Source organism: Bradyrhizobium sp. CCGB12 (assembly GCF_024199845.1).
In the GTDB taxonomy this organism is placed as follows: Bacteria; Pseudomonadota; Alphaproteobacteria; order Rhizobiales; family Xanthobacteraceae; genus Bradyrhizobium.
This window is the reverse complement of the sequence record NZ_JANADO010000001.1, coordinates 3686382-3707259: the sequence shown is the minus strand read 5'-3', so window position 1 is coordinate 3707259 and position 20878 is coordinate 3686382. Positions and strand designations below refer to the sequence as shown.

Sequence of the window (20878 nt, the reverse complement as noted above, 5' to 3'; positions counted from 1 at the left end):
CAGTCAGGTGTTGTCCGTCACCGTATCGTGCTCGGAGCTGTCGGTGGGCGGCCGGCCCTCGATCCAGGTTTCCAGCACCCGCAGCTCGTCGTCGAGATGCACGAGGCTCGCGAGATAGCCTGGTGCGATACAGCCGAGTTCAGTATCGCGCCGGAGAAACGTTGCCGGAACGCGTGATGCCATTGCGAGGGCATCGGCGAGCGGAAGCCCGACGACGTTGACGGTAAATCGCACGGCCTCATCCATGGTGAGAACCGAGCCGGCGAGCGTCCCGTCGTCGAGCCGCAGGCAACCGTCAGCGCACGTCACGCGGCGGCCCTGAAGATCGAAATGATCGGGGCCGCCGGCCGCCGGCGGCATCGCGTCGGTAATCAGCATGAAACGATCGCGCCGCTTGGCGGCAACGGCGATGCGCAAATTCGCCTCGTGGACATGATGGCCGTCGGCGATGAGGCCGACGAACGCCTCGTCGAGATCGAGCGCGGCACCGACCATGCCCGGCTCGCGCCCCGTCGGCGCGCTCATCGCGTTGAACAAATGGGTGAACGCGCGCGCACCTACTTCCACGGCCCTGCGTGCCTCTTCGTAGCTTGCGTCGGAGTGGCCCAGCGAGACGAGCACGCCATGCCGTGCGAGCTCGGCGATGCTCCCGGTCCCGACCCGATTGGGCGCGAGCGTCAGCATGACCGCGCCGCAATCCGCCTTTGCGATTGTCGCGACGTCGTCGGGCTCGAGGTCGCGGATGTAGCTGAGTTCATGCGCGCCCTTGCGGCGCGGATCCAGGAAGGGCCCCTCCAGGTGAATGCCGAGCGCCGCAGGGGTCAGGCGCCGCGCCTCTCGCGTCGCGGCGATCGCTGCGGCCGTCACCTGCGGCGCGTCGGTCACCAGCGTCGGCAGCAGCCCGATGGTCCCGTGATTACGGTGCGCGGCCGCGATGCGGGCGATGCCTTCGGGCGTCGGGTCCTCGTTGAACAAGACGCCGCCGCCGCCATTGACCTGAACGTCGACATAGCCGGGCGCAAGCAGGCCGCCGCCGAGATCCCGCACTGCGCCGTCAGGTCTCTCTGAGTAGGGAACGATTGCTGCAATGCGCGCGCCTTCGACGACAACCGTGTGGTCATCGAGAAAGCGCTCGCCATCGAAAATCCGCGCGCCGGACAGAACGATCATCAGACGGTCTCCGTTACCTTGCGCAGATTGCGCGGGCGATCGGGATCGCGCCCGAGCCGGAGCGCAAGCGCTTCGGCAAGCCGGTAGAAGCGGTGGATCATGACGATGGGTTCCAACAGGGGCGCCTCGACTCGTGCCGTCGCGAGACAATCCGACTCATCGGCGCCGCCTGCTTCGATTGCGATCACCGTCGCGCCGGCGCCGGCCAGCGCCGAGAGCGTCGGCAGCATGCCTTCGCGCGCTGGGTCGGACGGCAGGAAGGCGATGACGGGGAAGCCCGAAGCTATAAGTTCGGCCGGGCCGTGCAGCACCTCGGCCGCGGAGTAGGCCTCGGCGTGAATCGCGCACGTTTCCTTGAGTTTGAGTGCCGCTTCCGCGGCGATCGCAAGCGTCGCGCCCCGGCCGAGCACGAAAGCGCTGCGGGCATTTGCAAGTCTCTCCAGTATCGCTGCGGGCGGCGGCGTTGCTTGGGCGCGCAGGACGTCCGGCAGGCCGGCGAGGGCATCTGCGAGCTGCCGATCCTCGCGCCAGGCCGCGACGAGGCTCGCTCCCGCGACGAGACCGGCCACCATCGATTTGGTCGCGGCGACGGAACGTTCCGTGCCAGCGCATAGCGGCAGCAGGATTTCGGCCTCTTGCGCGAGTGGCGAGGCCACGTCGTTGACCAATGCGAGGGCCAACGCACCGCCGTTTCTTGCGGCACGCTGCATTTCCACGATGTCCGGGCTGCGGCCCGATTGCGAGATCGCGACGGATACGCTGCCTTCAAGTTGCATCGGCGTCCGATAAAGCGTCGCAATCGAGGGGCCGATGGAGGCACAAGGCACCCCCGAAAGAATCTCGACGAGATATTTCAGATAGAGCGCGCAGCAATCTGACGAGCCACGGCCGATGGTTGCGACGAGCGGCGGATCGAGGGCGCGCAGACGCGCTCCGAGTTCAGCGAGCCGTTCCGCATTCTGACCGAGCTGGCGCGCGGCCGCTTCGCCTGCCTCGCTGATCTCCTGAAGCATGTGTGTCGTCATCGGTGCGCCTTTCGGGCCGGAGGCGACAGCGTGAGTTCGGAGACGAAATCATAGGCGTCCGCGCGGTACCAGGATTTCGTAAACTCCACGCAGGCTCCGTCGGCGAGATAGGCGATGCGCTGGATGTAGAGCGCCGGGCTGTCTGGCGCGACGCCGAGTAGTTCAGCGTCCGCATGATCGACGAGGGTCGCACGCAGGCGCTGGAGGCCTCGGGTCGGCTTGAAGCCCCTTGCGGAGAGTGCCTCGTAGAGCGAGCCGCCGACCGAATCCTGTCCAGGAAGAAAGCGTATCGGCACGGCGGCGCGTTCGATTGCCATGGGCGAACCGTCGGCCAGGCGCAGGCGTCCAAGCCGGAACACGCGTTCGTTCGGTCGTACGCCAAGCATCATCGCCTCTTCCGGCGTCGGCAGGAATACGCCGCGTTCGAGCTCGCGCGAGCTCGCCTCCAATCCGCGCAGCCGCATGTCTTCCGTGAAACTCGTCAGACGCGACGAGGGCTGTTCGACGCGCGGCGTTGCGCGATGGATGAAGGTGCCCGCGCCGTGGCGGTGAAACAGCACGCCTTCGACGATCAGATCAGCGATCGCCTTTCGCAGCGTGGTGCGCGAAATGTCAAGCAGCTCGCACAACACGCGTTCCGCCGGAAGCAGTTGCGTCTCAGCGAAGCGTCCGGTCTCGATCTCGCGTCGAAGCGCGTCGACCACGGCACGATAGAGCTTTTGGCCCGGCGCCGTTTCGACCGTCATGGACATGCCGCGTCCTCCGCGAGAGTTCCGCCGGCGAGAAGGATCGCGCCGTCGACTGCGTCGCGCCGCGGCTGGGCGAGGCGCTTGGCCACATCAGGCGGCAAGAAGGGCCGCAAGGGCTCGCCGAAGCCGCCCACGAGCGCAATGCGTTCGGCGCCTAACGCGTTCAGCGCGTTCGCGAGCGCCGCTATCGCGCAGGCTGCTTCCCCGACGATTTCACGCGCGCGCATATCTCCGGACCTGGCGACAGCCAGGACTTGGGGCGCGAAGGAGCCGTAGTCTCTGGGCGTGGCCTCCGCTGCCCAGCGGCTCATCCGCAACGGATCATCATCAAAATGTCGCCCGAGCGCTTGGGCGAGTCCGCTCATCGGCTCGAGGCCGTCGATCGCACGCAGCGTCGCGCGCAACGCGGATTCGCCGAGGCGTGCGGCGGATCCGTCGTCGCCCAGCCAGAAGCCGCGTCCGCCGATGATAGTCGTTCGCGCTCCGACGCGAGCGATGCCCGCCGAGCCCGTGCCCGCGATGATCAGGCCACCGTCGCCGACGCCGTTGGCTCCCACGCAGGCAGCGACAGCATCATTGACGGCGACGATGCGCGCAAAGCCGGGCAGGGCGGCGGAGACACGCACCGCTTCATTGTCGTCCGAGAGCCCGGCAAGGCTCAGGCCGATGGCGATCTCCTGCCGTGACGTGTTGGCACTGATCGCGGATTCGATGGTTTCGCGCACGACCCGCATCGCCTCGTCGAAGTCGAGATAGATGTTCGAAGCCGGCCCGAGGCCGCGCCCTAGCTCGCGGCCCGACGAGTCCCTCAGTCTCGCGCGGCAACGGGTGGCGCCGCCGTCTACTCCGAGAAAGAACCGGGCTGTCGCCAAGGAACCTCCTAAAAAAATTCTTAACGCCTCTAGACAAGTGGTATGTCACGTGGATAAAACGAATACAAGAGGTATCTACCATTGGTATTCACGATGTCGGTACTGCCGAGCTTGGAGACGGGCGGAGAGAGGTGCGGCGACACCACTGACGTCGTGACGACCGATGAGGCGATGTTCGCGGACGCGGTGCTCGCCTCCTACCGCCGCGCGATTGCTTCGGTCGCGGCTGCCTCCAGCGACATCCGCGCGGCAGCACTTCGGCTCGCGGCCATTTGGCGAGCCGGCGGGCGTCTCGTCTATGCCGGTGCGGGGTCTTCCGGCCTTGCGGCGGCCGGAGATGCTGCCGAGCTTCCCGGTACGTTCGGCCTTGACCAGAACCGCATCGCGATTGTCTTGCCCGGCGGGACCGTCGAGCCGTTTCGCATCGACGGCGCGGTGGAGGACGATGCTCTAGCCGGTGAGCGATCCATGACCGAGCTTGGCGATCTCTCCCGCGACGCCGTGATCGCTGTATCGGCGAGCGGCTCGACGCCGTTCACCGTCGCCGCGGCCGCAGAGGCGCGTCGCCGCGGCGCTTTCGTGGTCGGCATCGCGCACCATCCGGCCTCGCCGTTGCTCATTGGCGCCGACGCGTCGATCCTGCTCGAAAGCGGGGAGGAGGCTCTGCGCGGCTCGACGCGGCTCGCGGCCGGAGCCGCGCAAAAGGCCGCGCTCGGCATGCTCTCATCATTGATGGGACTCGAGCTCGGTCACATCCACCAGGGGCTGATGGTCAGTCTGAAGGCCGATAACGCGAAGTTGCGCGAGCGGGCGCGCGGGATCGTCGCAACGATCGCGAGCGTCAGCGATGCCAAAGCGGCAGCGGCGTTGCGTGAGGCCGGCGGCGATGTCAAGCCCGCGGTGCTGATTGCCTGCGGCATCGCCAGCATGAGCGAGGCCGTCAACTGGCTCGCTGCTGCGGAAGGCCGCATAGACGACGCGTTGTGCCGCGCAAGGGTCAGCGGAATCAAGGGCGAAGGCCCGAACAAGGGAGCATAGCATGAGACGGACATTCAAGGCCGCATTGGGAGCTGAGGTTGCCGGGTTGGCGTTGCTCGCGGGGCTGGCGTCGGTCCAGGCAGGCTCATTGAAGATCGAGAGCTGGCGTAATGACGACGCCGACATCTGGAACTCCAAGATCATTCCTGCCTTCAACAAGCACTATCCCGACATCAAGATCGAGTTCGCGGCCTCGGCGCCCAAGGAATACAATGCCGCCCTCAACGCGCGGCTCGATGGCGGTACCGCCGGCGACCTTATTACCTGCCGTCCGTTCGACGCCTCGCTCGCGCTCTATCAGAAACGTCAGCTCGATAGCGTCGACGCCATCAAAGGCATGGACAACTTCTCCGATGTCGCAAAGGCTGCATGGCAAACCGACGATGGCAAAACCACTTTCTGTGTTCCGATCGCCTCCGTTATCGCCGGGTTCATCTACAACAAGGAGGCCTTCGCAAAGGTCGGCGTATCCGAGCCGAAGACGCTTGACGAGTTCCACGCCGTACTCGAGAAGCTGAAGAAGGACGGGACCTATGTCCCGCTGGTGATGGGCACGGCTGACCAGTGGGAGGCCGCAACCATGGGATTCCAGAGCATCGGTCCCGACTATTGGAAAGGCGAGACGGGGCGAGCCAATCTGATTGCTGGCAAGGAGAAGCTCACCGACCCGCAATACGTCGCGGCCTTCAAGGAGATCGCAAGCTGGGCACCGTATCTCGGATCGGGCTTCCAGGCGCAGACCTACGCCGACAGTCAGAACCTGTTCTCGCTCGGCAAGGGCGCGATCTATGCGGCTGGCTCATGGGACATCTCGACGTTCCGGGGCCAGGCGGTTTTCGCCATGGGTGCATTCCCGCCGCCGCAGCCGGCCGGCACGACGGATTGCTACATTTCAGATCACACCGACATCGCGATGGGCGTCAACGCAGCCTCGAAGAACAAGGAGGACGCCAAGAAGTTCCTGGAATGGCTGACGACGCCGGAATTCGCAACGATCTATGCCAACGCGCTTCCCGGCTTCTTCTCGCTTGCCAAGACTCCGGTGAAGGTCGAAGACGATGTCGCTGCGACGATGGTCGGATGGCGGCAGACCTGCAAGTCGACGATCCGCAATTCGTATCAGATACTGTCACGCGGTACGCCGAATCTCGAAAACGAGCTCTGGAATGTGTCCGCGCAGGTCGTCAACGGCAAGCTGACGCCCGAAGCTGCCGGCAAGCAGCTCCAGGACGGCCTCGACAAGTGGTACAAGCCCGCCAAGTGATGTAGGTCCCTCTCTCCGCTTTCGCGGGGAGAGGGGCTGTCCTTGGTCGATAGTTGCTGCACGCTCCGCCAAGAGTTGGCACGAGCCGCAAGCGGACAGCGACGATAACGCACGGTAGGTTTGCTCTCGTCCCGTCATGCCTGAACCCGTCTCCAATATCACCACCCAGATGCCTCGCGCAAAACTCGCGGGCCTTCTGCTGTTCTTTCTCGGGCCCGCGGTGACGATCTATGTCCTGTTTTCGATCTACCCGCTCGTCGCGACGATGGCGCTCTCCACCTACACGAGCGATCCGTCCGGAGCCCGATCTTTCGTTGGCCTCGCCAATTTCGAAACGCTGCTCGGCGATGCGCTTTGGTCGAAGCCATTCTGGAACGCCTTTGGAAACAATCTGATATTCTTCGCCGTGCATATGTGCGTGCAGAATCCGATTGGTATTGCGCTCGCGGGACTACTCAGCCTGCCGGGTGTTAGGCTTAAGGGTTTTTATCGAACCGTGATGTTTCTTCCAACGATGCTGTCGGTCGTCATTGTCGGCTTCTCCTGGAACCTGATTCTCTCGCCCCTCTGGGGCGTGGCCGCTGGCGCTTTGAAGGCCGTCGGATTGGGCTCACTATTTGCTCCCTGGCTGGGGCTCGAATCGAGCGCGCTCGTCACCTTATCCCTCATTTCTGTCTGGCAATTCGTCGGCATCCCGATGATGTTGATCTACGCCGCGCTGCTCAACATCCCCGAAGAGCTGATCGACGCGGCTCGCGTCGATGGGCTCGGACAGTTCCGCATCTTCTTTCACATCAAGCTTCCGCTCGTTCTGCCGACGATCAGCCTGGTCTCGGTCTTGACCTTCGTCGCCAACTTCAACGCTTTCGATCTGATCTACTCGGTCAAGGGCGCGCTTGCGGGGCCGAATTTCGCCACCGACATCCTCGGTACGTTTTTCTACCGCACTTTCTTCGGCAATCAGCTCCAGCTCGGCAATCCGACGATGGGCGCCGCGGTCGCGACCGTGATGTTTTTCATCATCCTTCTCGGCCTCTGCCTCTATCTCTTCCTCGTGCAGCGGCGCATCCGCCGTTACGCTTTCTGAGGGGGAGGCATGACGACGGACCAGCGCGCACGGAGCATCAGTGTCCATCTCATCCTGATTGCCTACAGCCTTCTGGCGGTAGGTCCAATCCTGCTCGTCGTGATGAATTCGTTCAAGGTGCGCAGCGCCATCTTCGGTAGCCCGCTAGCGCCGCCGGACGCATCAACGTTCAGCCTGGTCGGCTATGAGAAGGTCTTTCGCTCCTCACATATCCTCTTGTACTATTCGAATTCGCTGGTCGTGACCCTCGTCAGCATGGCGCTCGTCCTGCTGTTCGGGGCGATGGCGGCTTGGGCGCTTAGCGAGTACCGTTTCCGTGGTTCGACGGCGCTGGCGCTGTTCCTGTCGATCGGCATCATGGTGCCGATCCGGCTTGGCTCCGTCGAAATCCTGAACATGATGCGGTCCGCCGGCCTTAACGACACGCTGACGGCCTTGGTCCTGGTCTATGTCGCGCAGGGCCTGCCGATGTCGATCTTCATATTGAGCGAATTTATCCAGCAGATTCCCAAGGACTTGCGCGATGCCGCGCGCTGCGACGGCGTGCCGGAAACCCGCATCTTCTTCGAAGTGGTCGCCCCGCTACTGCGACCAGCCATCGCAACGGTCGCTGTCTTCACCATCGTGCCGATCTGGAACGACCTCTGGTTTCCATTGATCCTGACCTCGAGCGATTCGACCCATACGGTGACGCTCGGCGTGCAGCAGTTTCTCGGCCAGTACATCACCGACTGGAATTCCGTGCTCGCCGCGCTGTCGATGGCGATCCTGCCGGTCGTCATGATCTACGTCATCCTCTCACGCCAACTCATCGCGGGTCTCACCTCCGGCGCAGTCAAATAGGTTGTCAGAATGGCCAATCTGCGCATCGAGCATCTCAACAAGCGTTATGGCGCGACGACAGTGCTCAACGACGTCAACCTGAGCATCGGAGACGGCGAATTCGTCGTTCTCGTTGGCCCTTCAGGCTGCGGCAAGTCGACGCTGCTGCGGATGATTGCCGGGCTCGATGGCGCATCGGGTGGGGACATCCATATCGCCGGCAAGCTTGTCAATACGCTCGCGCCTGCCGAACGCGGTATCGCGATGGTGTTCCAGTCCTATGCACTCTATCCGCACATGAATGTGCGCAAGAACATGACGTTCGGATTGAAGTTCACCGGCGTGCCGCCGACCGAACGCGAGCGGCGCGTTATAGAAGTGGCTCGCATGCTACGGCTTGAGGAGCTGCTCGAGCGTTATCCGCGCGACCTCTCCGGCGGTCAGCGTCAGCGTGTTGCGATCGGCCGTGCGATCGTGCGCGAGCCCGCTGTTTTCCTGTTCGACGAGCCGCTCTCCAATCTCGACGCAGCCTTGCGTGTCTCGACGCGCGTTGAGATCGCGAATTTGCACAGGCTGCTGAAGTCGACGATCGTCTATGTCACGCACGATCAGGTTGAGGCGATGACGCTTGCCGACCGCATCGTCGTGATGAACAAGGGCCGCATCGAGCAGGTCGGCAAACCACTCGACCTCTATTATGAACCCGCTAATCTGTTCGTCGCCGGATTCATCGGATCGCCTGCAATGAATTTCTTCGAGGCAGAGGTCGAAGGCATCGAGGGCGGACGTGCGCGCATGGCCGGCACCGCGTTTCGCAACCTCGACATACCGGCGGGATCGCTGAAGGTCGGCGACGCGCTGACGGTAGGTGTTCGTCCGGAGCATCTTGTCCGGGGCGAGGCCGGTTTCTTCGCCGCCGAAGGCATCGTCGAGCTGGTCGAACGGCTTGGTGAGGCCTCCTTCGCCTATCTGCGCCGCGTCGACGGCAGGATGTCCGTTGCGGAGGTCCGCGGCCGCCGGACGCCGGCGCCGGGCGAGACGGTGACACTCGTTGCCGCGAGTCCTGATGTCCACGTCTTCGACGCCTCCGGCCTGCGCGTTGCGACATAAACTCGTTGAGGGAGGCGATGCGATGCCGACTGCAAGCAGGTGTGAGGGCGCGATCGTTTCATGACGAATATCGTACGCTATCTGACCCATCCTCAGGTGACTATCGATCCGTTGATCCCCGTTCCGTGTTGGAGCCTGAGCGAGGTCGGCAAAGCGCGCACGGAAACCGTGACGGCGACGGGGCTGCTGTCAGGTACCACGCAGGTCATCTCCAGCGGAGAGCGAAAGGCGATCGAGACCGCTCAGATCATTGCTGCAAAACTGGGAGTTGGCGTGGAGGTGCGCGAGGCGACGCACGAGAACGACCGATCGGCCACAGGTTTCCTTGTCCCCGACGAGTTCGAGGCGATGGCCAATCAGTTCTTCGGGCAACCCCACGTCAGCATTCGTGGCTGGGAACGAGCCCTCGACGCCCAGCTACGCATTGTCCGCGAGGTCGAGCATGTGCTGGCCCGCAACACGCCGGGCGACGTGCTCTTTGTCGGCCACGGTGGCGTTGGTACTCTCTTATACTGCCATTACTCCGGTTTGGGGATTGATCGCGCCCATGACCAGCCCGCTGGCGGCGGTTGCTTCTTCGCGTTCACCTCGCTTAGACGTCGCGTGCTGCATGGCTGGCGTCGCCTCGAAGAGCTGTGATTTTGGAGGAGCAATTGGGCGCGGTCGACGGACTAACGTACGGGATCGCGGATCCAAGGGGGCCTCTGTGTCGAAGCCATCTGAGGAGGTGATGGAGCTCGGATCAATAGAATTCCGTGGCAAGAGCGCGAAATCTAGGTTTCCTCAAATGTGCGGTTAATGCAGTGGCGACGAACCAACAGCCCGTAGGCCAAGCGTCTCCGAAGGGTATTCGCCGAACAGCGCGCGGTAGTATTGTGAGAATCGACCGAGCTCGACAAAACCCTGTTGTAGGGCGGTCGCGCTGACGGTGGTCTTGCCGGGCGAACTATCCCTCAACGCGCAATGAATAGCGCAAAGTCGCTTGTGACGCAGAAACGTTACCGGCCCGATGCCGAACACGTCATGAAAGGCTCGATGCAGTCCGCGTCGCGACACTCGAAAAGCGGCGCAAAGCTCCGACACATGCACCGGCCGGGATTCAGCGGCGGCAAGATAATCCTCGACATTGTGCACCAGCCTCAGCGCCGACGGCAGCGTGCCATGCTCGTCTGCGGGTAACGACTGGAAGATCGTCGCGGTGATGCAATCGACAATGGCGCGTTTCCAGAAATCGGCGGATGCTTCCGTCAAAGTGTCCTGATGCTGTGCGAGGCAGGAAACGATCTGCTGCAAGCGGCCTGTTGTCACCGGCATGACGGTGGGATCGGCGCGATAGCGATTCTTCTCGAGCCAGGTCACGGGATCGCTCAAGCGCGCTTCGCCGGCGAAGATCGTGGTAACATCGGCGAGATCGAAGCGCAGCGCGGCGTAGGAAGAAGCGCCGTGGAAGATGCCGTCGTGCTCCACCGCTGGTGGGATCACCAGCACATCCGCCGGGCGCATGTCGAACGCAAAATGGCTGACACGGTCTTCCGCGGACAGCAGCATCCCGACGATCAGCTTCTCGTCACTGGAGGTGCGCTGCGTACGGACGCCCAGGTTGAACGAACCGACACTGAGAGAGAAATCACCGATGCCGATATGCGACAGCGTGCCGCGCAACCTGCCGCGCCCGAGCTGCATGACGTCAACGTGCGAACCTTGGACGGCCTGATGCAGCCCCTCGAAGCCATTTAGGTCACTGCTCATGACGGAAAGGCGGTTGCCCATACAAATACGCCTCTGGAAATCACGCGAACCAAATGCCTTGTACAACTATCTGGCGATCATGATTTTTTTGCGACGAGACAGTTTGCCGCGGTGGACAGAGCACGTCGCGCAAATACACGCTGCCGATCGCTGCATCCCACCTGAACGCTCTGCAAATTTTCATAAAAGATGATGCGCACAGGGATGATCGATCGACCGGTGTTGGAGAGCTTCCATTAAGCGTGCCACGGGGCGGCCGACATTTGGCACGAACTGCACATCACACGCGCTTGGCATTGATCTATCGTTGCAATTCCGGAAGCGAACACGTGTCCGCGCTGCATCACCAGCGCGGGAGCTAGAGGAGGAGTCTGCGCGAAATTTACGCTTCTGAAGAGGGGCTGACTTGTTTCCTCCGCCGGACAGTCCGGTGGAGTTGAAAATGAAAGGGCTCGACAATGCGTTTGTCCAAGACGGCGGTCGATCGTCGGGAACGAGACGTTTGGAATATCCTTCGCAAGCTCGCTGGCATTGTCTTGCTCGGCGTCGTGGCAACACCCAATCCTTCACATGCAACAAATCTTGGCGCCGCACGGTCGGTTGCCGCGCAAATGCCTGTCAACGTGCACAATCCCGATCTGATCGAGGTGCGTGCCGCCGCGCGCGGCGGTGCCGTGCGCCGCACCACCGTTGTGGGGCCGCGCGGAGGCGTCGCAAGCCGCACCGTGGTGCGGCGTGGCGCAGTGGTGCGTCCGGGCTATGCCGGTGGCGCACGGTGGGCGCGACCGGGTCGCTACTATTGGCCGAGGGGCGGAGCCATCGCTGCCGGCGCGGCCATCGGCGTTGTAACCGCCGCGACCGCCGCCGCCTGGGCCGGCGCGGCTCCTGCTCCCGGCATGTGCTGGTACTACACGGACCCGTCACGCACGCAGGGCTTTTGGGATTATTGCCGGTAAAGCGCATCGTCAGGGGACCGTGTCATGACGTTGCTGCGTACCGAGATCGGGCCGAACGAACGACAGTCGGAGGATAGCCGGACAACCGGCATGCTCTGGATTCCCGGCGGCACGTTCCGCATGGGCTCTGATCGTCATTATCCCGAGGAGGTCCCAAGCCATCGGGTGACGGTCGACGGCTTTTGGATCGACCGCACGCCGGTGAGCAACCGTCAGTTCAAGCAGTTTGTCATTGAAACCGGTCACAAGACCTTTGCCGAGATACCACCCGACCCAAAGCATTATCCGGGGGCGTTGCCGCACATGCTCTACGCGGGCTCGCTGGTGTTCGAGCGACCACGCTCGATCTACGATCTGCGCGACTGGAGCCAGTGGTGGAGCTTCATGAGGGGCGCCAACTGGCGGCATCCCTACTGGCCCAAGAGCGACATCAACGTCCTGAACGATCATCCCGTCGTGCATGTGGCGTACGCGGACGCGTTCCTTTATGCGCGATGGGCAGGCAAGGAGCTGCCGACGGAGGCGGAATGGGAATTCGCCGCACGTGGCGGGCTCGACGGCGCCGAATTCGCCTGGGGTGATGAACTTACCCCCGATGGCGAGCATATGGCCAATACCTGGCAGGGTGAATTTCCGCTGCGCAATCTCCATGAGGATGGTTACGAGCGTACCTCACCGGTGACGGCGTTTCCGCCAAACGGCTATGGCCTCCATGACATGATCGGCAATGTCTGGGAATGGACGGCCGACTGGCGGTCCGCCAAACACGAGGCCGACGCCGCCAAGCCATGCTGCATTCCACTAAATCCGCGCGGCGGACCTGAAGCAGGGAGCCTTGATCCACATCAACCCGCCATCCGCATTCCGCGCAAAGTTCTGAAGGGCGGCTCGCATCTATGCGCGCCGAATTACTGCAGCCGCTACCGGCCGGCCGCGCGCCACGCCGAGCCGGTCGATACCTCCACCAGCCATCTTGGATTCCGGTGCGTGGTGAGGAGTCCACCAACGAAATGACGTCGGTAAGGAGAGTTTAATGTCAGGCAACAAGACCACCGACCGACTTCGCCGACACCAATGAACGCGCCGACATTACGTCCAACATCTACAACGACTGGGTGTTCAAGCTGTCCTTTCTGGCGGTTCCCGCGCAAGCCATGGTCGCGCGCAGTTCATCGACACGTTCAAGGACTTCCCACCGCGCGCAAGGGCGCACGCGTCGCCAACCTGCCACTCTCGCCGGTGATGGCCTTCATCGATACCTCGGAGACCCTCATCGGTGTCGAGATCAACCAGAACGATGCCCGCTATGTCGAGCCGGGGCAGGAGGCCGAAGTGACCTTCAAATTCGCGCCTGGCCATATCTACAAGGGAAAGGTCGACAGCGTGCTGCAGGCAATCGCCGCCGGACAGACACAGACGTCGGGCTCCGCAGTGATGCCAAGGACGATCGAGGCCGCGCCCTTCGTAGTGCGGATCAAGCTGGATGATGGTGCGGTCGCGCGCATGCTCGCGGCCGGCTCGGTCGGCACGGCGGCAATCTACACCGAACATTTGAAGCCGACGCATGTGGCCCGGCGCGTGATCCTGCGTCAAGTAGCGATCGTAAACTATGTCAACCCGTTCTGACCTATTTCAAGTGCCGCGGCCCGCGTGGCGTTACCGGTTGCTCCGGAGTGGCCGGCGTAAAGCTCAGGGTCGCCATGAACGTGGAGTTCGTCGGCCGGTTTTCAGTGTGGATGTCAACATAGCCACGGAAGTTGACATAGCCGGTATATCCCTCCCATGCCGGGAAGAAGATGCCAATCTGCGGGCCGAGGCCGATCGCCGAGCCCCTGTTGTCGCCGAGTTTTGCGCCGGTACCGCTATCGCCTGTGACCTGCTGATACACATATCCGACCAACCCCATGTGAACCGTCTTGCCGATAAACTGCGAAGCCGCCAGGTCGGCATGGAAGTCGATTCCGTTGCGGTAATCCAGAGCGTTATTCGTACCGTTGAAGCTGAACCCCGCGACCGCCGAAAACTCCCGGCCGGTCTTGGGGTTGAGATAGGTGTAGCCGCCACCGGTATCGACCGAGACAAACCCGGGACTGAGATTGGCAAGGCGAGTGGAATCATAGGTGCCGCTCGGGATGTTGCCGAACAGGTACGTCATGAAGTTATTGACGCCGAAATTCCATTTCAGGGTGCCGATGTAATACAGGTCACCCCAGGTGACCCTGTTGTCGAAGGCCGAACCGGAAACCGCGTTGCCGCGCGGGCCCGTCAGCGTCGCGTTGATATCGACGCCGATATTGCCTGGTACCGTCGCCGCACCGATCGTCAACTGGCCGCCGAGCACGGGCGTTGCGAAAGTGTAGGTCGGCAGGAAGACTCCAACATCGGCTTTTGCACGCAGGCCAGCAACGATGTTGGCATTGTTCTGAAGGGCCTTGCCTCCGCCGGCGACAGCGTCGAGGTGGATATACTGAAAGGTATAGCTCATCCCGGGCTGGCCAGGCACTGCCGAGAGGCTGCCCATGGTGCCCGGCAACCAGAAACCGATGCCGCCGTTGTCTGCCTTTACCGAAACCGGCATCAGCGCGATCGCGCACAGCGTCGCCATTGCGAGCGCTCGTTGCGACCATCGATCCATCATTCGGATTCTCCCGGAAGCGCCAAGGGACAAGTCATTCTAGGAGAAGACAAAGCCGCTTGTGCGCCGCTTTGGGGACTTGGTTCGCGCGGCCAAGAGTTTTTCATCGGTAGTGACTTTATCGTCACGCGGCCACGCCGGATCGAACGCCTCAAAGCTGCATTTCGGGACAACGAATATGCAGTTTGTGCCAACGGAACCTTCACCGTCGACATCTCCAAGGCGGCGTCGGAGGCCCAGAGATGACCAACGACCGTCTCAAGGAACAGCGCAAACTCCGTATCGGGTTTCGTACCTCGATCGTCACGCTGTTCGTGGCGGTGGTGCTGTTCGTCGGATTGACGCTGGTCTATCTCAGCTTCAACCGCGTCTCGAAGATCACGCAGACGGCGGCAAGCACCTTCATCGACAAGGTAGCGCAGCTCGGTGCCGGCCGGATCGATTCGAAGTTTCGCAATGTGCGCGACAATCTCGAGATCCTGGCCGGTCTGCCATCGATTCAATCGGCCGAAATCGAGGACAATTCTCGCCTCTATGGCCTGATGGCCTCGATGCTGCGCAACAACCCGCAGATATTCAATCTGTATGTCGGCTATGAGGATGGCTCGTTCCTGGAAATGGACGTGATCGATCGCGCAAAGCCGGCTTTCCGAACCAGCCTCGGCGTGGAGGAAGATGCTGCGTTTCGCGTGGTCATCATTTCCCGCACCGGCGCAGCGTCATCGGCACCCGTTACCGTGTATCTATCTGAAAATCTGATCCAGGTCGCGGAGACCAAGGCGCCGACGAGCTACGACCCGCGCCAGCGTCCCTGGTATGTCGAGGCGTTCAAGGACCAGAAGACGTTGTTGACCGGGCCGTATGTGTTCTTTGCGACCGGACAGCCCGGCTACACGTTGCGAACGGTGCTGAAGGAGGGCCGTCGCGGCGTGGTGGCGGCCGATCTCCTGCTCAATCGGCTCGAGGAAATGCTGGGCGAGCAAAAGCTCGGCGATTCCGGGCTCGCCTTTCTGTTCGACGACTCGTTACGGATTGTTGGCCATCCCGAGATGAGCCGGCTGATGGACGAGATTCCCGAGCGCGGCGACGAACTGCCCCGGATCAGCGCCATCAAGCTGCCCGGCCTTGCGCACGCGGTCGAGGCGTGGCGAAAGGGCGGCGCTTCGCAGCAGTTTTTTGCGGATGATGCCGGACGCAGCTATGTGGCCGCTTTCCAGCGCGTCGAGACGGCGGGCAATGCCAATATCAAGCTGGCCGTGATCGCGCCGCTCGACGAATTTTTCGCGAAGATCATTTCCGAGCGCAGCGGGCTGTTTGTGCTGGCGCTCGGCTTTGTGCTCGGCATGCTGCCGCTGGCCATCTGGCTCGGCTCCATGCTGGCACGATCGCTGCGCAATCTCGCGCAACAGACCGACGAGATCCAGCACTTTCAGCTCGCGGATCGGCCGCGTCTTCATTCGCTCATCACCGAAATCAACGAACTCGGCCGTTCGGTCTTTACGATGCGGACGGCCATTCGCAATTTCTCCAGCTTCGTTCCGCGGCCGATCGTGCGGCAGCTCATCGAGTCCGGAGCGTCAATCGAACTCGGCGGGACGCGACGGGAGGTCACGGTGCTGTTTACCGACGTCGCAGATTTCACGGCCAAGACGGAAAAAGCTGATCCATCCGAGGTCATGATCTTCACCTCGCGCTATTTCGCGGCGTTGTCGGAGACGATCATGGAGCACCACGGTACCATCGACAAATTCATCGGCGATGCCGTGATGGCGCTCTGGAATGCGCCCGATGACGATGCCGATCACGTTGTGCACGCCTGCGAGGCCGTGCTGGCCTGCGTCAAGCGCAACGGCGAATTGAACGAACGGTTCCGCGAAGCCGGCTGGCCGGCTTACGTCACCCGCTTCGGCTTGCATGTGGGAGATGCCGTCGTTGGCAATGTCGGCTCTTCCGATCGCATGAACTACACCGCGCTCGGCGCCACCATCAATCTGGCCGCCCGCCTGGAGGGATTGAACAAGAATTACGGAACGCAGATCCTCGCCAGCGCCGACGTCAAGGCACGGGTCGGATCCAGATTCGCTTTTCGCAGTGTCGACGAGATAAGGCCCAAGGGGTTTGCCGAGGCGGTGGCGATCTACGAACTGTGTGGCGAACTGGACGGCAATGGCGGCTCGGAATTGGCCTTCTGCGAACGCTGGGACGCTGTCTATGCGTCGATTCGGAACGAGGAGGCGAGCGCCGCCTTGATGCGAATTTCCGATTTTCTCCACGAATATCCCCGGGACGGCGTCGCGCAATATCACGTCGAGCGTCTTCGTGTGGCGGTCCAGCAGCGGAAATTGCTCGCAACGTCCCGGCATTGAAGATGATTGGAAACGGCCGTCAGGAGATCGAACGATGGACAGACGGCAACTTCTGACCGGCGCGGCGGGCTTCGCGATCGGCGCAACCGCGATATCAGCGCCTGCGATTGTCCAGGCCAGGACGAAACTCCGGCTGGGCCATTTACACGTCGTCGCGGTCGATGGGCAGATTTTGACCGGTCTCGATCGCGGCTCGTTCGAGCGCCACGGGATCGAGTTCGAGCGCTCGGAATTCAATACCGGGCCCGAGGTCTTCGAAGCGATGGCCGCCGGTCAGCTTGACGTGTTGTCGGCGGGCGGCGTGATCTCCAACTATCTGGCACTTGGCGCCGGCCGCGCCTTCCTGATCAACGACATCGAGGTCGCCACCGCACAGCTCTGGGTGCGGCCCGATCTGGGTGTCCGGACGTTCGCCGATCTCCGGGGCAAGCGCATTGCTACGACCACCAGGACGACCGCTCACATCTTTCTCGATCGCGCGTTACGCGCCAACAACATCGACAATTCCGAGGTTGAGGTACGCAATAGCAGCATGTCGGCGGCAGTTGCCTCGTTCATTTCCGGCGAGGTTCCGGCGGTTGCGCTCTGGGTGCCCTTCAACATCACGGTTCGCGAGAAGCTGCCAAGTGCCGTCAAGTTGGTGGATGCGTCGGCATTTTATCCGCAATCGGCGGTCGTCGGCGGCTGGGTTGCACGGCATGATTATTACAGCAGCAACAGGGACGTTATCGTCGGGATCATCCGCGGCTGGGCGGACGCGAATGATTACATGGTGCGCAACAGCGCCGGTGCGGCTGAGGCCTTGCAGAAAAACCACTACCGTCACGCGACGGTCAACGACATCGCCGAAGCACTCAAGGCGCAAAAGATGTTTTCGTCGCGGGAGTGGAAGCGGCTCTATTCCGACGGCACGGTGGTCAAATGGCTCCAGCAGGTCAGCGACTTCTTCATGACCGAAGCCGGTTCGGTAAAGTCGACGCCGGCAGCGGAATATTTCGATCCAAGTATTTATCTCTCGACAATCGGGTAAGTGGCGCGCTGGGCGTATTCGCTTGCAGCAAGACCACGCAGCAGAGCGCCGTATGCCTTCCGAAATCAGCTGCTGGCCGCGACCAGGGTGCGCAGGTCCGTGAGCTCGGCTGGTGATGCGACCGGGAACTTCACGGCCGGACACTTTGACTTGTCCGGCGCTTGCACCGGAGCGGCCGACCGAGACACACAGTCGACGCCGATAAGCTTTCACGGAAAGCTGAAGCGCATGTCCGAAAGCACCAAGACGTTGTTCACAGGGACCGTCACATTGGTGGCAGCGATTTGCCGGGCTCGAGATTGCCGGCAATAGCTCGCAGCCGGGCCTCGTTGGTCGTTGCGCAGCGAAAGATCAGTGGTGGGATCGATGCCGTGACCCGGCTCATCGCAATCGAATTTGCAGAAGAGCACCGGTGAGCGCGGTGCCATCGCGATCCGATCACCGGTGACGGAATCACATCGATGCGGTCCTCTCGCGAAGATGCAGTGTTCGCCACTGGAAAGATGTCGTTGGTATTAACGCGGAGCGCGGCGGATCCGGCAGGTTATCGCAATCAAAAAGCGAGGTGAAAGAGAAATGAGCTTCCATCGCCAGTCAATTGTTGATCTGCTCGGAATCGAAATTCCGATTATTCAAGCGCCAATGCTGGGTGCTGTTACGGGCGAGATGATCATTGGAGTCGCGGAAGCGGGCGGGCTAGGTTCGCTTCCTGCGTCTCATTTGGGTGCCGAAGAGACGCGAGATATTGTCGCCAAGATTCGACGGCAGACGTCGAAACCTATAAATCTCAATTTTCTTTGCCACGAACAACCGATGGCGAACCCGGAACAGGAGGAGGCTTGGGTTCAGCGTTTGAGGCCGTACTATAGCGAGCTCGGCCTCGCTTTCGAGCCAAGCCGTTCCGGCATTCAACTATCGACATTCGGGAGTGCCCATTGCACGCTTCTGGAAGAACTTGCGCCCGAGGTCGTCAGCTTTCACTTCGGCCTTCCGCCCAAGCACCTTCTGAAGCGAGTACGCAACACCGGCGCAAAGATCCTATCGTCGGCGACGACCGTCGAAGAAGCGGAGTGGCTTGAGGAAGCCGGTTGCGATGCCATCATCGCCCAGGGCCTCGAGGCTGGAGGGCATCGCGGAACGTTCCTCCGGCACAAACTTGACACGCAAATCGGCACGATGGCATTAGTCCCGCAGATCGTCGACGCGGTGAAAGTGCCGGTCATAGCAGCCGGCGGTATTGCGGATCCCAGGGGAGTCACCGCTGCATTCGCGTTGGGAGCTGCGGCGGTTCAAGTCGGCACTGCATTTCTCTTCTGTGAGGAGGCGAACATTTCTCCTTTGTGCCGCAAGGCATTAAAGGCTGCCCGACCCGAGCAAACGCTGGTCACAAATGTCTTTACCGGCCGGCCGGCCCGCGTGTGCGAGACGAGGATCGTTCGAGAGCTTGGTCCAATCGCGAAAAATGTACCGGCCTTTCCGCTCGCCGCGAGCCCTTTGGCGCCCCTGCGCGCCGCTTCTGAGCCGCATGGCAGCACAGACTTCATGCCTTTATGGTGCGGTCAGGCTGCGCGGCTAAGCCCTGAGCTGTCGGCCGCGGAACTGACGATATGGTTGTCGAAGTCGGGTGAGCGACGATTGTAGAGTCTCGTTCGCGATGCAGCTTCCTGCTACGCCGTGTAGCGTCAACGGCAAGGCCGCCGCATAGGTTGAACCACGTGCGGCACTCCAACCGTGTCGCCGAGAGTTTCCGGAATTTGGCGCAGGTGCCGTAATTCACGACGAGAGCTGCAGTTTTTGTCAAGATTGGCGGTTGCGGTCGCAATTGCAGCCTTGAATTTCCAATACCTGTAACGCAGCCTGCCTGTCCGCAGCCGGAGAGCTGCAATTGGACAGCGGCTGCCGTCTCTCTGCCAAACGGATACTCCAGTGTCGGATCTCTTCCGGCCTTGGTGTATTCGGACAAAGTTGTCAACTTCCTGTGACATTCAGCTCCTGTGGCTTGAACCGCAGTTGTCGTCACGGATTTGATGCCAAACATGCTAGCTCGTGAACCCTGAGAAGGCATTGGCAGGTATGACCCCATGAACCTCATCGACCATTCCACTGACGTCGGGACGCGAGAGCCAGCTGCGATTGGCGCCGGATCAATTCGATGTTTCCGCCCTAAATTGCTGACGGGGATCATTGATGCGATTTGGGATCTGGACATTCCTGATGACGAAACAGCCAAGGCGTTCACCATTAAATGGGCGCCTGGCACGTCTCTGCTGTTGATGGCGCAATACAGAGCGCCGGCGCTCGTTCGTCAGGGAGAACGAGTCTTGCCGAACAAATGCGCAACCCAGATCCAATCCTCGTCTCTCACTCTCCAGCCGACGGGGGCGCTTGGAATCGTAATAGTGTGTCTGCGGCCCGACGCGGCCAACCGCGTCGTCAGCGCGCCACTGGGACAATTTGCCAATACCAACATTCACCTTGGAAGTATCTTCAGCCGCGGCGATGTATCGGTATGCGACGAATTGCTCGCCGGGGCGCGCAATAGCTGTGAGAGGATTGCAACCGTTGAAGCTTTCTTGATTCGACGCGCTCGACCAGAGCAGGACAGCTTGGCTTCCCACGCCGCATCCTGCCTTAGGCGAGATCCGACGTTGCCGATGAAGCTGCTCGCATCGATGCTGAGCGTCAGCACGAGGCAGTTATCGCGATCTTTCAACGCTACATTTGGAATGCCTCCAAAGCAGTTTGCACGCCTTGCGCGCATCGAGAGGATTGTTGCCGAGCGGCGCAAGGGGTTGTCGTGGGCTGAGATCGCATGCGCTTGCGATTTGGCCGATCAGTCGCATCTCGCCAGAGAGTTCAGGGGAATCATCGGCGAAGGACCTACGGAATTCTTCGCCCACGAGATACGCGAGGGTGCTGGAAGAATGACAGAGGCCAATTTTGTCGTTCAGCGGGCCGTTTGAAGCGAGCGGCTTTGAAAGTCCGCGCGCCGGCTCGCCGCCGCC

General features: G+C 61.7%; 19 protein-coding genes and 1 pseudogene. 14 read left to right on the top strand and 6 right to left on the bottom strand.

Annotated elements, in window-relative coordinates; genetic code table 11:
* Positions 1-3: 3 nt before the first annotated feature.
* The 4 genes from nagA to NLM27_RS17765 are packed head-to-tail and all read right to left on the bottom strand — an operon-like array spanning position 4 to position 3816.
* A complete protein-coding gene (nagA, locus tag NLM27_RS17780; RefSeq protein WP_254144538.1) occupies positions 4-1170 on the bottom strand; it encodes an N-acetylglucosamine-6-phosphate deacetylase in 1167 nt (388 codons plus the stop codon).
* Complete coding sequence (locus NLM27_RS17775) at positions 1170-2195, bottom strand: SIS domain-containing protein (protein WP_254144537.1); 1026 nt, start codon at positions 2193-2195, stop codon at positions 1170-1172. Before NLM27_RS17775 ends, nagA begins: the two co-directional genes overlap by 1 nt.
* Positions 2192-2947 (bottom strand): GntR family transcriptional regulator, encoded by a 756-nt coding sequence (locus tag NLM27_RS17770; RefSeq protein WP_254144536.1) that lies wholly within the window; start codon positions 2945-2947, stop codon positions 2192-2194. The genes NLM27_RS17775 and NLM27_RS17770 overlap by 4 nt, the downstream gene beginning before the upstream one ends.
* Positions 2938-3816 (bottom strand): BadF/BadG/BcrA/BcrD ATPase family protein, encoded by an 879-nt coding sequence (locus NLM27_RS17765; RefSeq protein WP_254144535.1) that lies wholly within the window; start codon positions 3814-3816, stop codon positions 2938-2940. Before NLM27_RS17765 ends, NLM27_RS17770 begins: the two co-directional genes overlap by 10 nt.
* 93 nt (positions 3817-3909) lie before the next feature.
* On the opposite strand from NLM27_RS17765, the gene NLM27_RS17760 reads away from it, so the two are divergent.
* The 6 genes from NLM27_RS17760 to NLM27_RS17735 all read left to right on the top strand — a co-directional run bounded on the left by NLM27_RS17760 (position 3910) and on the right by NLM27_RS17735 (position 9776).
* Positions 3910-4854 carry an N-acetylmuramic acid 6-phosphate etherase gene (locus NLM27_RS17760; protein WP_254144534.1) on the top strand — a complete coding sequence of 315 codons (945 nt, stop codon included), beginning with the start codon at positions 3910-3912 and terminating at the stop codon, positions 4852-4854.
* A gap of 1 nt (position 4855) precedes the next feature.
* Complete coding sequence (locus NLM27_RS17755; protein ID WP_254144533.1) at positions 4856-6118, top strand: ABC transporter substrate-binding protein; 1263 nt, start codon at positions 4856-4858, stop codon at positions 6116-6118.
* A 169-nt stretch (positions 6119-6287) separates the two neighbouring features.
* Positions 6288-7205, top strand: coding sequence for a carbohydrate ABC transporter permease (locus tag NLM27_RS17750; protein WP_375142321.1), 918 nt, complete (start codon positions 6288-6290; stop codon positions 7203-7205).
* Positions 7206-7214: 9 nt separating this feature from the next.
* The gene (locus NLM27_RS17745) at positions 7215-8048 is read left to right on the top strand and encodes a carbohydrate ABC transporter permease (protein ID WP_254144531.1); all 834 of its coding nucleotides are present in this window, start codon (positions 7215-7217) and stop codon (positions 8046-8048) included.
* A 9-nt stretch (positions 8049-8057) separates the two neighbouring features.
* A complete protein-coding gene (locus tag NLM27_RS17740) occupies positions 8058-9137 on the top strand; it encodes an ABC transporter ATP-binding protein (protein ID WP_254144530.1) in 1080 nt (359 codons plus the stop codon).
* Positions 9138-9197: 60 nt separating this feature from the next.
* Positions 9198-9776 (top strand): histidine phosphatase family protein, encoded by a 579-nt coding sequence (locus NLM27_RS17735; protein WP_254144529.1) that lies wholly within the window; start codon positions 9198-9200, stop codon positions 9774-9776.
* A gap of 156 nt (positions 9777-9932) precedes the next feature.
* On the opposite strand, the gene NLM27_RS17730 is transcribed toward NLM27_RS17735, so the two are convergent.
* Complete coding sequence (locus tag NLM27_RS17730) at positions 9933-10907, bottom strand: helix-turn-helix domain-containing protein (protein ID WP_254144528.1); 975 nt, start codon at positions 10905-10907, stop codon at positions 9933-9935.
* A 590-nt stretch (positions 10908-11497) separates the two neighbouring features.
* On the opposite strand from NLM27_RS17730, the gene NLM27_RS17725 reads away from it, so the two are divergent.
* The 3 genes and pseudogenes from NLM27_RS17725 to NLM27_RS17715 all read left to right on the top strand — a co-directional run.
* Positions 11498-11842, top strand: coding sequence for a hypothetical protein (locus NLM27_RS17725; RefSeq protein ID WP_254144527.1), 345 nt, complete (start codon positions 11498-11500; stop codon positions 11840-11842).
* A gap of 90 nt (positions 11843-11932) precedes the next feature.
* Entirely contained in the window at positions 11933-12856 is a 924-nt protein-coding gene (locus tag NLM27_RS17720; RefSeq protein ID WP_375142320.1) for a formylglycine-generating enzyme family protein, read from the top strand.
* A 186-nt stretch (positions 12857-13042) separates the two neighbouring features.
* Positions 13043-13468: pseudogene (locus tag NLM27_RS17715) on the top strand (HlyD family efflux transporter periplasmic adaptor subunit); the annotation flags it as partial.
* Position 13469: 1 nt separating this feature from the next.
* Here NLM27_RS17715 and NLM27_RS17710 read toward each other — a convergent pair.
* Entirely contained in the window at positions 13470-14447 is a 978-nt protein-coding gene (locus tag NLM27_RS17710) for a transporter (protein WP_254144525.1), read from the bottom strand.
* Positions 14448-14459: 12 nt separating this feature from the next.
* Here NLM27_RS17710 and NLM27_RS17705 point away from each other — a divergent pair, with 12 nt between their 5' ends.
* The 5 genes from NLM27_RS17705 (at position 14460) to NLM27_RS17685 (ending at position 20836) form a co-directional block, all read left to right on the top strand.
* Positions 14460-14723, top strand: a complete 264-nt coding sequence (locus NLM27_RS17705; RefSeq protein ID WP_254144524.1) for a hypothetical protein — start codon at positions 14460-14462, stop codon at positions 14721-14723.
* Positions 14720-16843 carry an adenylate/guanylate cyclase domain-containing protein gene (locus NLM27_RS17700; protein ID WP_254144523.1) on the top strand — a complete coding sequence of 708 codons (2124 nt, stop codon included), beginning with the start codon at positions 14720-14722 and terminating at the stop codon, positions 16841-16843. Before NLM27_RS17705 ends, NLM27_RS17700 begins: the two co-directional genes overlap by 4 nt.
* A gap of 34 nt (positions 16844-16877) precedes the next feature.
* On the top strand, positions 16878-17873 hold the full coding sequence (locus NLM27_RS17695; protein ID WP_254144522.1) for an ABC transporter substrate-binding protein: 996 nt from the start codon (positions 16878-16880) through the stop codon (positions 17871-17873).
* A gap of 576 nt (positions 17874-18449) precedes the next feature.
* Complete coding sequence (locus tag NLM27_RS17690) at positions 18450-19514, top strand: nitronate monooxygenase family protein (protein WP_254144521.1); 1065 nt, start codon at positions 18450-18452, stop codon at positions 19512-19514.
* Between the two features lie 440 nt (positions 19515-19954).
* Entirely contained in the window at positions 19955-20836 is an 882-nt protein-coding gene (locus NLM27_RS17685) for a helix-turn-helix domain-containing protein (RefSeq protein ID WP_254144520.1), read from the top strand.
* The last annotated feature ends 42 nt before the right edge of the window (positions 20837-20878 follow it).

Excerpts from the sequence above, each read along its gene's own strand:
- nagA (WP_254144538.1), bottom strand. The coding sequence starts at position 1,170 with ATGATCGTTCTGTCCGGCGCGCGGATTTTCGATGGCGAGCGCTTTCTC.
- NLM27_RS17775 (WP_254144537.1), bottom strand. The coding sequence starts at position 2,195 with ATGACGACACACATGCTTCAGGAGATCAGCGAGGCAGGCGAAGCGGCC.
- NLM27_RS17770 (WP_254144536.1), bottom strand. The coding sequence starts at position 2,947 with ATGTCCATGACGGTCGAAACGGCGCCGGGCCAAAAGCTCTATCGTGCC.
- NLM27_RS17760 (WP_254144534.1), top strand. The coding sequence starts at position 3,910 with ATGTCGGTACTGCCGAGCTTGGAGACGGGCGGAGAGAGGTGCGGCGAC.
- NLM27_RS17755 (WP_254144533.1), top strand. The coding sequence starts at position 4,856 with ATGAGACGGACATTCAAGGCCGCATTGGGAGCTGAGGTTGCCGGGTTG.
- NLM27_RS17750 (WP_375142321.1), top strand. The coding sequence starts at position 6,288 with ATGCCTCGCGCAAAACTCGCGGGCCTTCTGCTGTTCTTTCTCGGGCCC.
- NLM27_RS17745 (WP_254144531.1), top strand. The coding sequence starts at position 7,215 with ATGACGACGGACCAGCGCGCACGGAGCATCAGTGTCCATCTCATCCTG.
- NLM27_RS17740 (WP_254144530.1), top strand. The coding sequence starts at position 8,058 with ATGGCCAATCTGCGCATCGAGCATCTCAACAAGCGTTATGGCGCGACG.
- NLM27_RS17735 (WP_254144529.1), top strand. The coding sequence starts at position 9,198 with ATGACGAATATCGTACGCTATCTGACCCATCCTCAGGTGACTATCGAT.
- NLM27_RS17730 (WP_254144528.1), bottom strand. The coding sequence starts at position 10,907 with ATGGGCAACCGCCTTTCCGTCATGAGCAGTGACCTAAATGGCTTCGAG.
- NLM27_RS17725 (WP_254144527.1), top strand. The coding sequence starts at position 11,498 with ATGCCTGTCAACGTGCACAATCCCGATCTGATCGAGGTGCGTGCCGCC.
- NLM27_RS17720 (WP_375142320.1), top strand. The coding sequence starts at position 11,933 with ATGCTCTGGATTCCCGGCGGCACGTTCCGCATGGGCTCTGATCGTCAT.
- NLM27_RS17710 (WP_254144525.1), bottom strand. The coding sequence starts at position 14,447 with ATGGCGACGCTGTGCGCGATCGCGCTGATGCCGGTTTCGGTAAAGGCA.
- NLM27_RS17700 (WP_254144523.1), top strand. The coding sequence starts at position 14,720 with ATGACCAACGACCGTCTCAAGGAACAGCGCAAACTCCGTATCGGGTTT.
- NLM27_RS17695 (WP_254144522.1), top strand. The coding sequence starts at position 16,878 with ATGGACAGACGGCAACTTCTGACCGGCGCGGCGGGCTTCGCGATCGGC.
- NLM27_RS17690 (WP_254144521.1), top strand. The coding sequence starts at position 18,450 with ATGAGCTTCCATCGCCAGTCAATTGTTGATCTGCTCGGAATCGAAATT.
- NLM27_RS17685 (WP_254144520.1), top strand. The coding sequence starts at position 19,955 with ATGAACCTCATCGACCATTCCACTGACGTCGGGACGCGAGAGCCAGCT.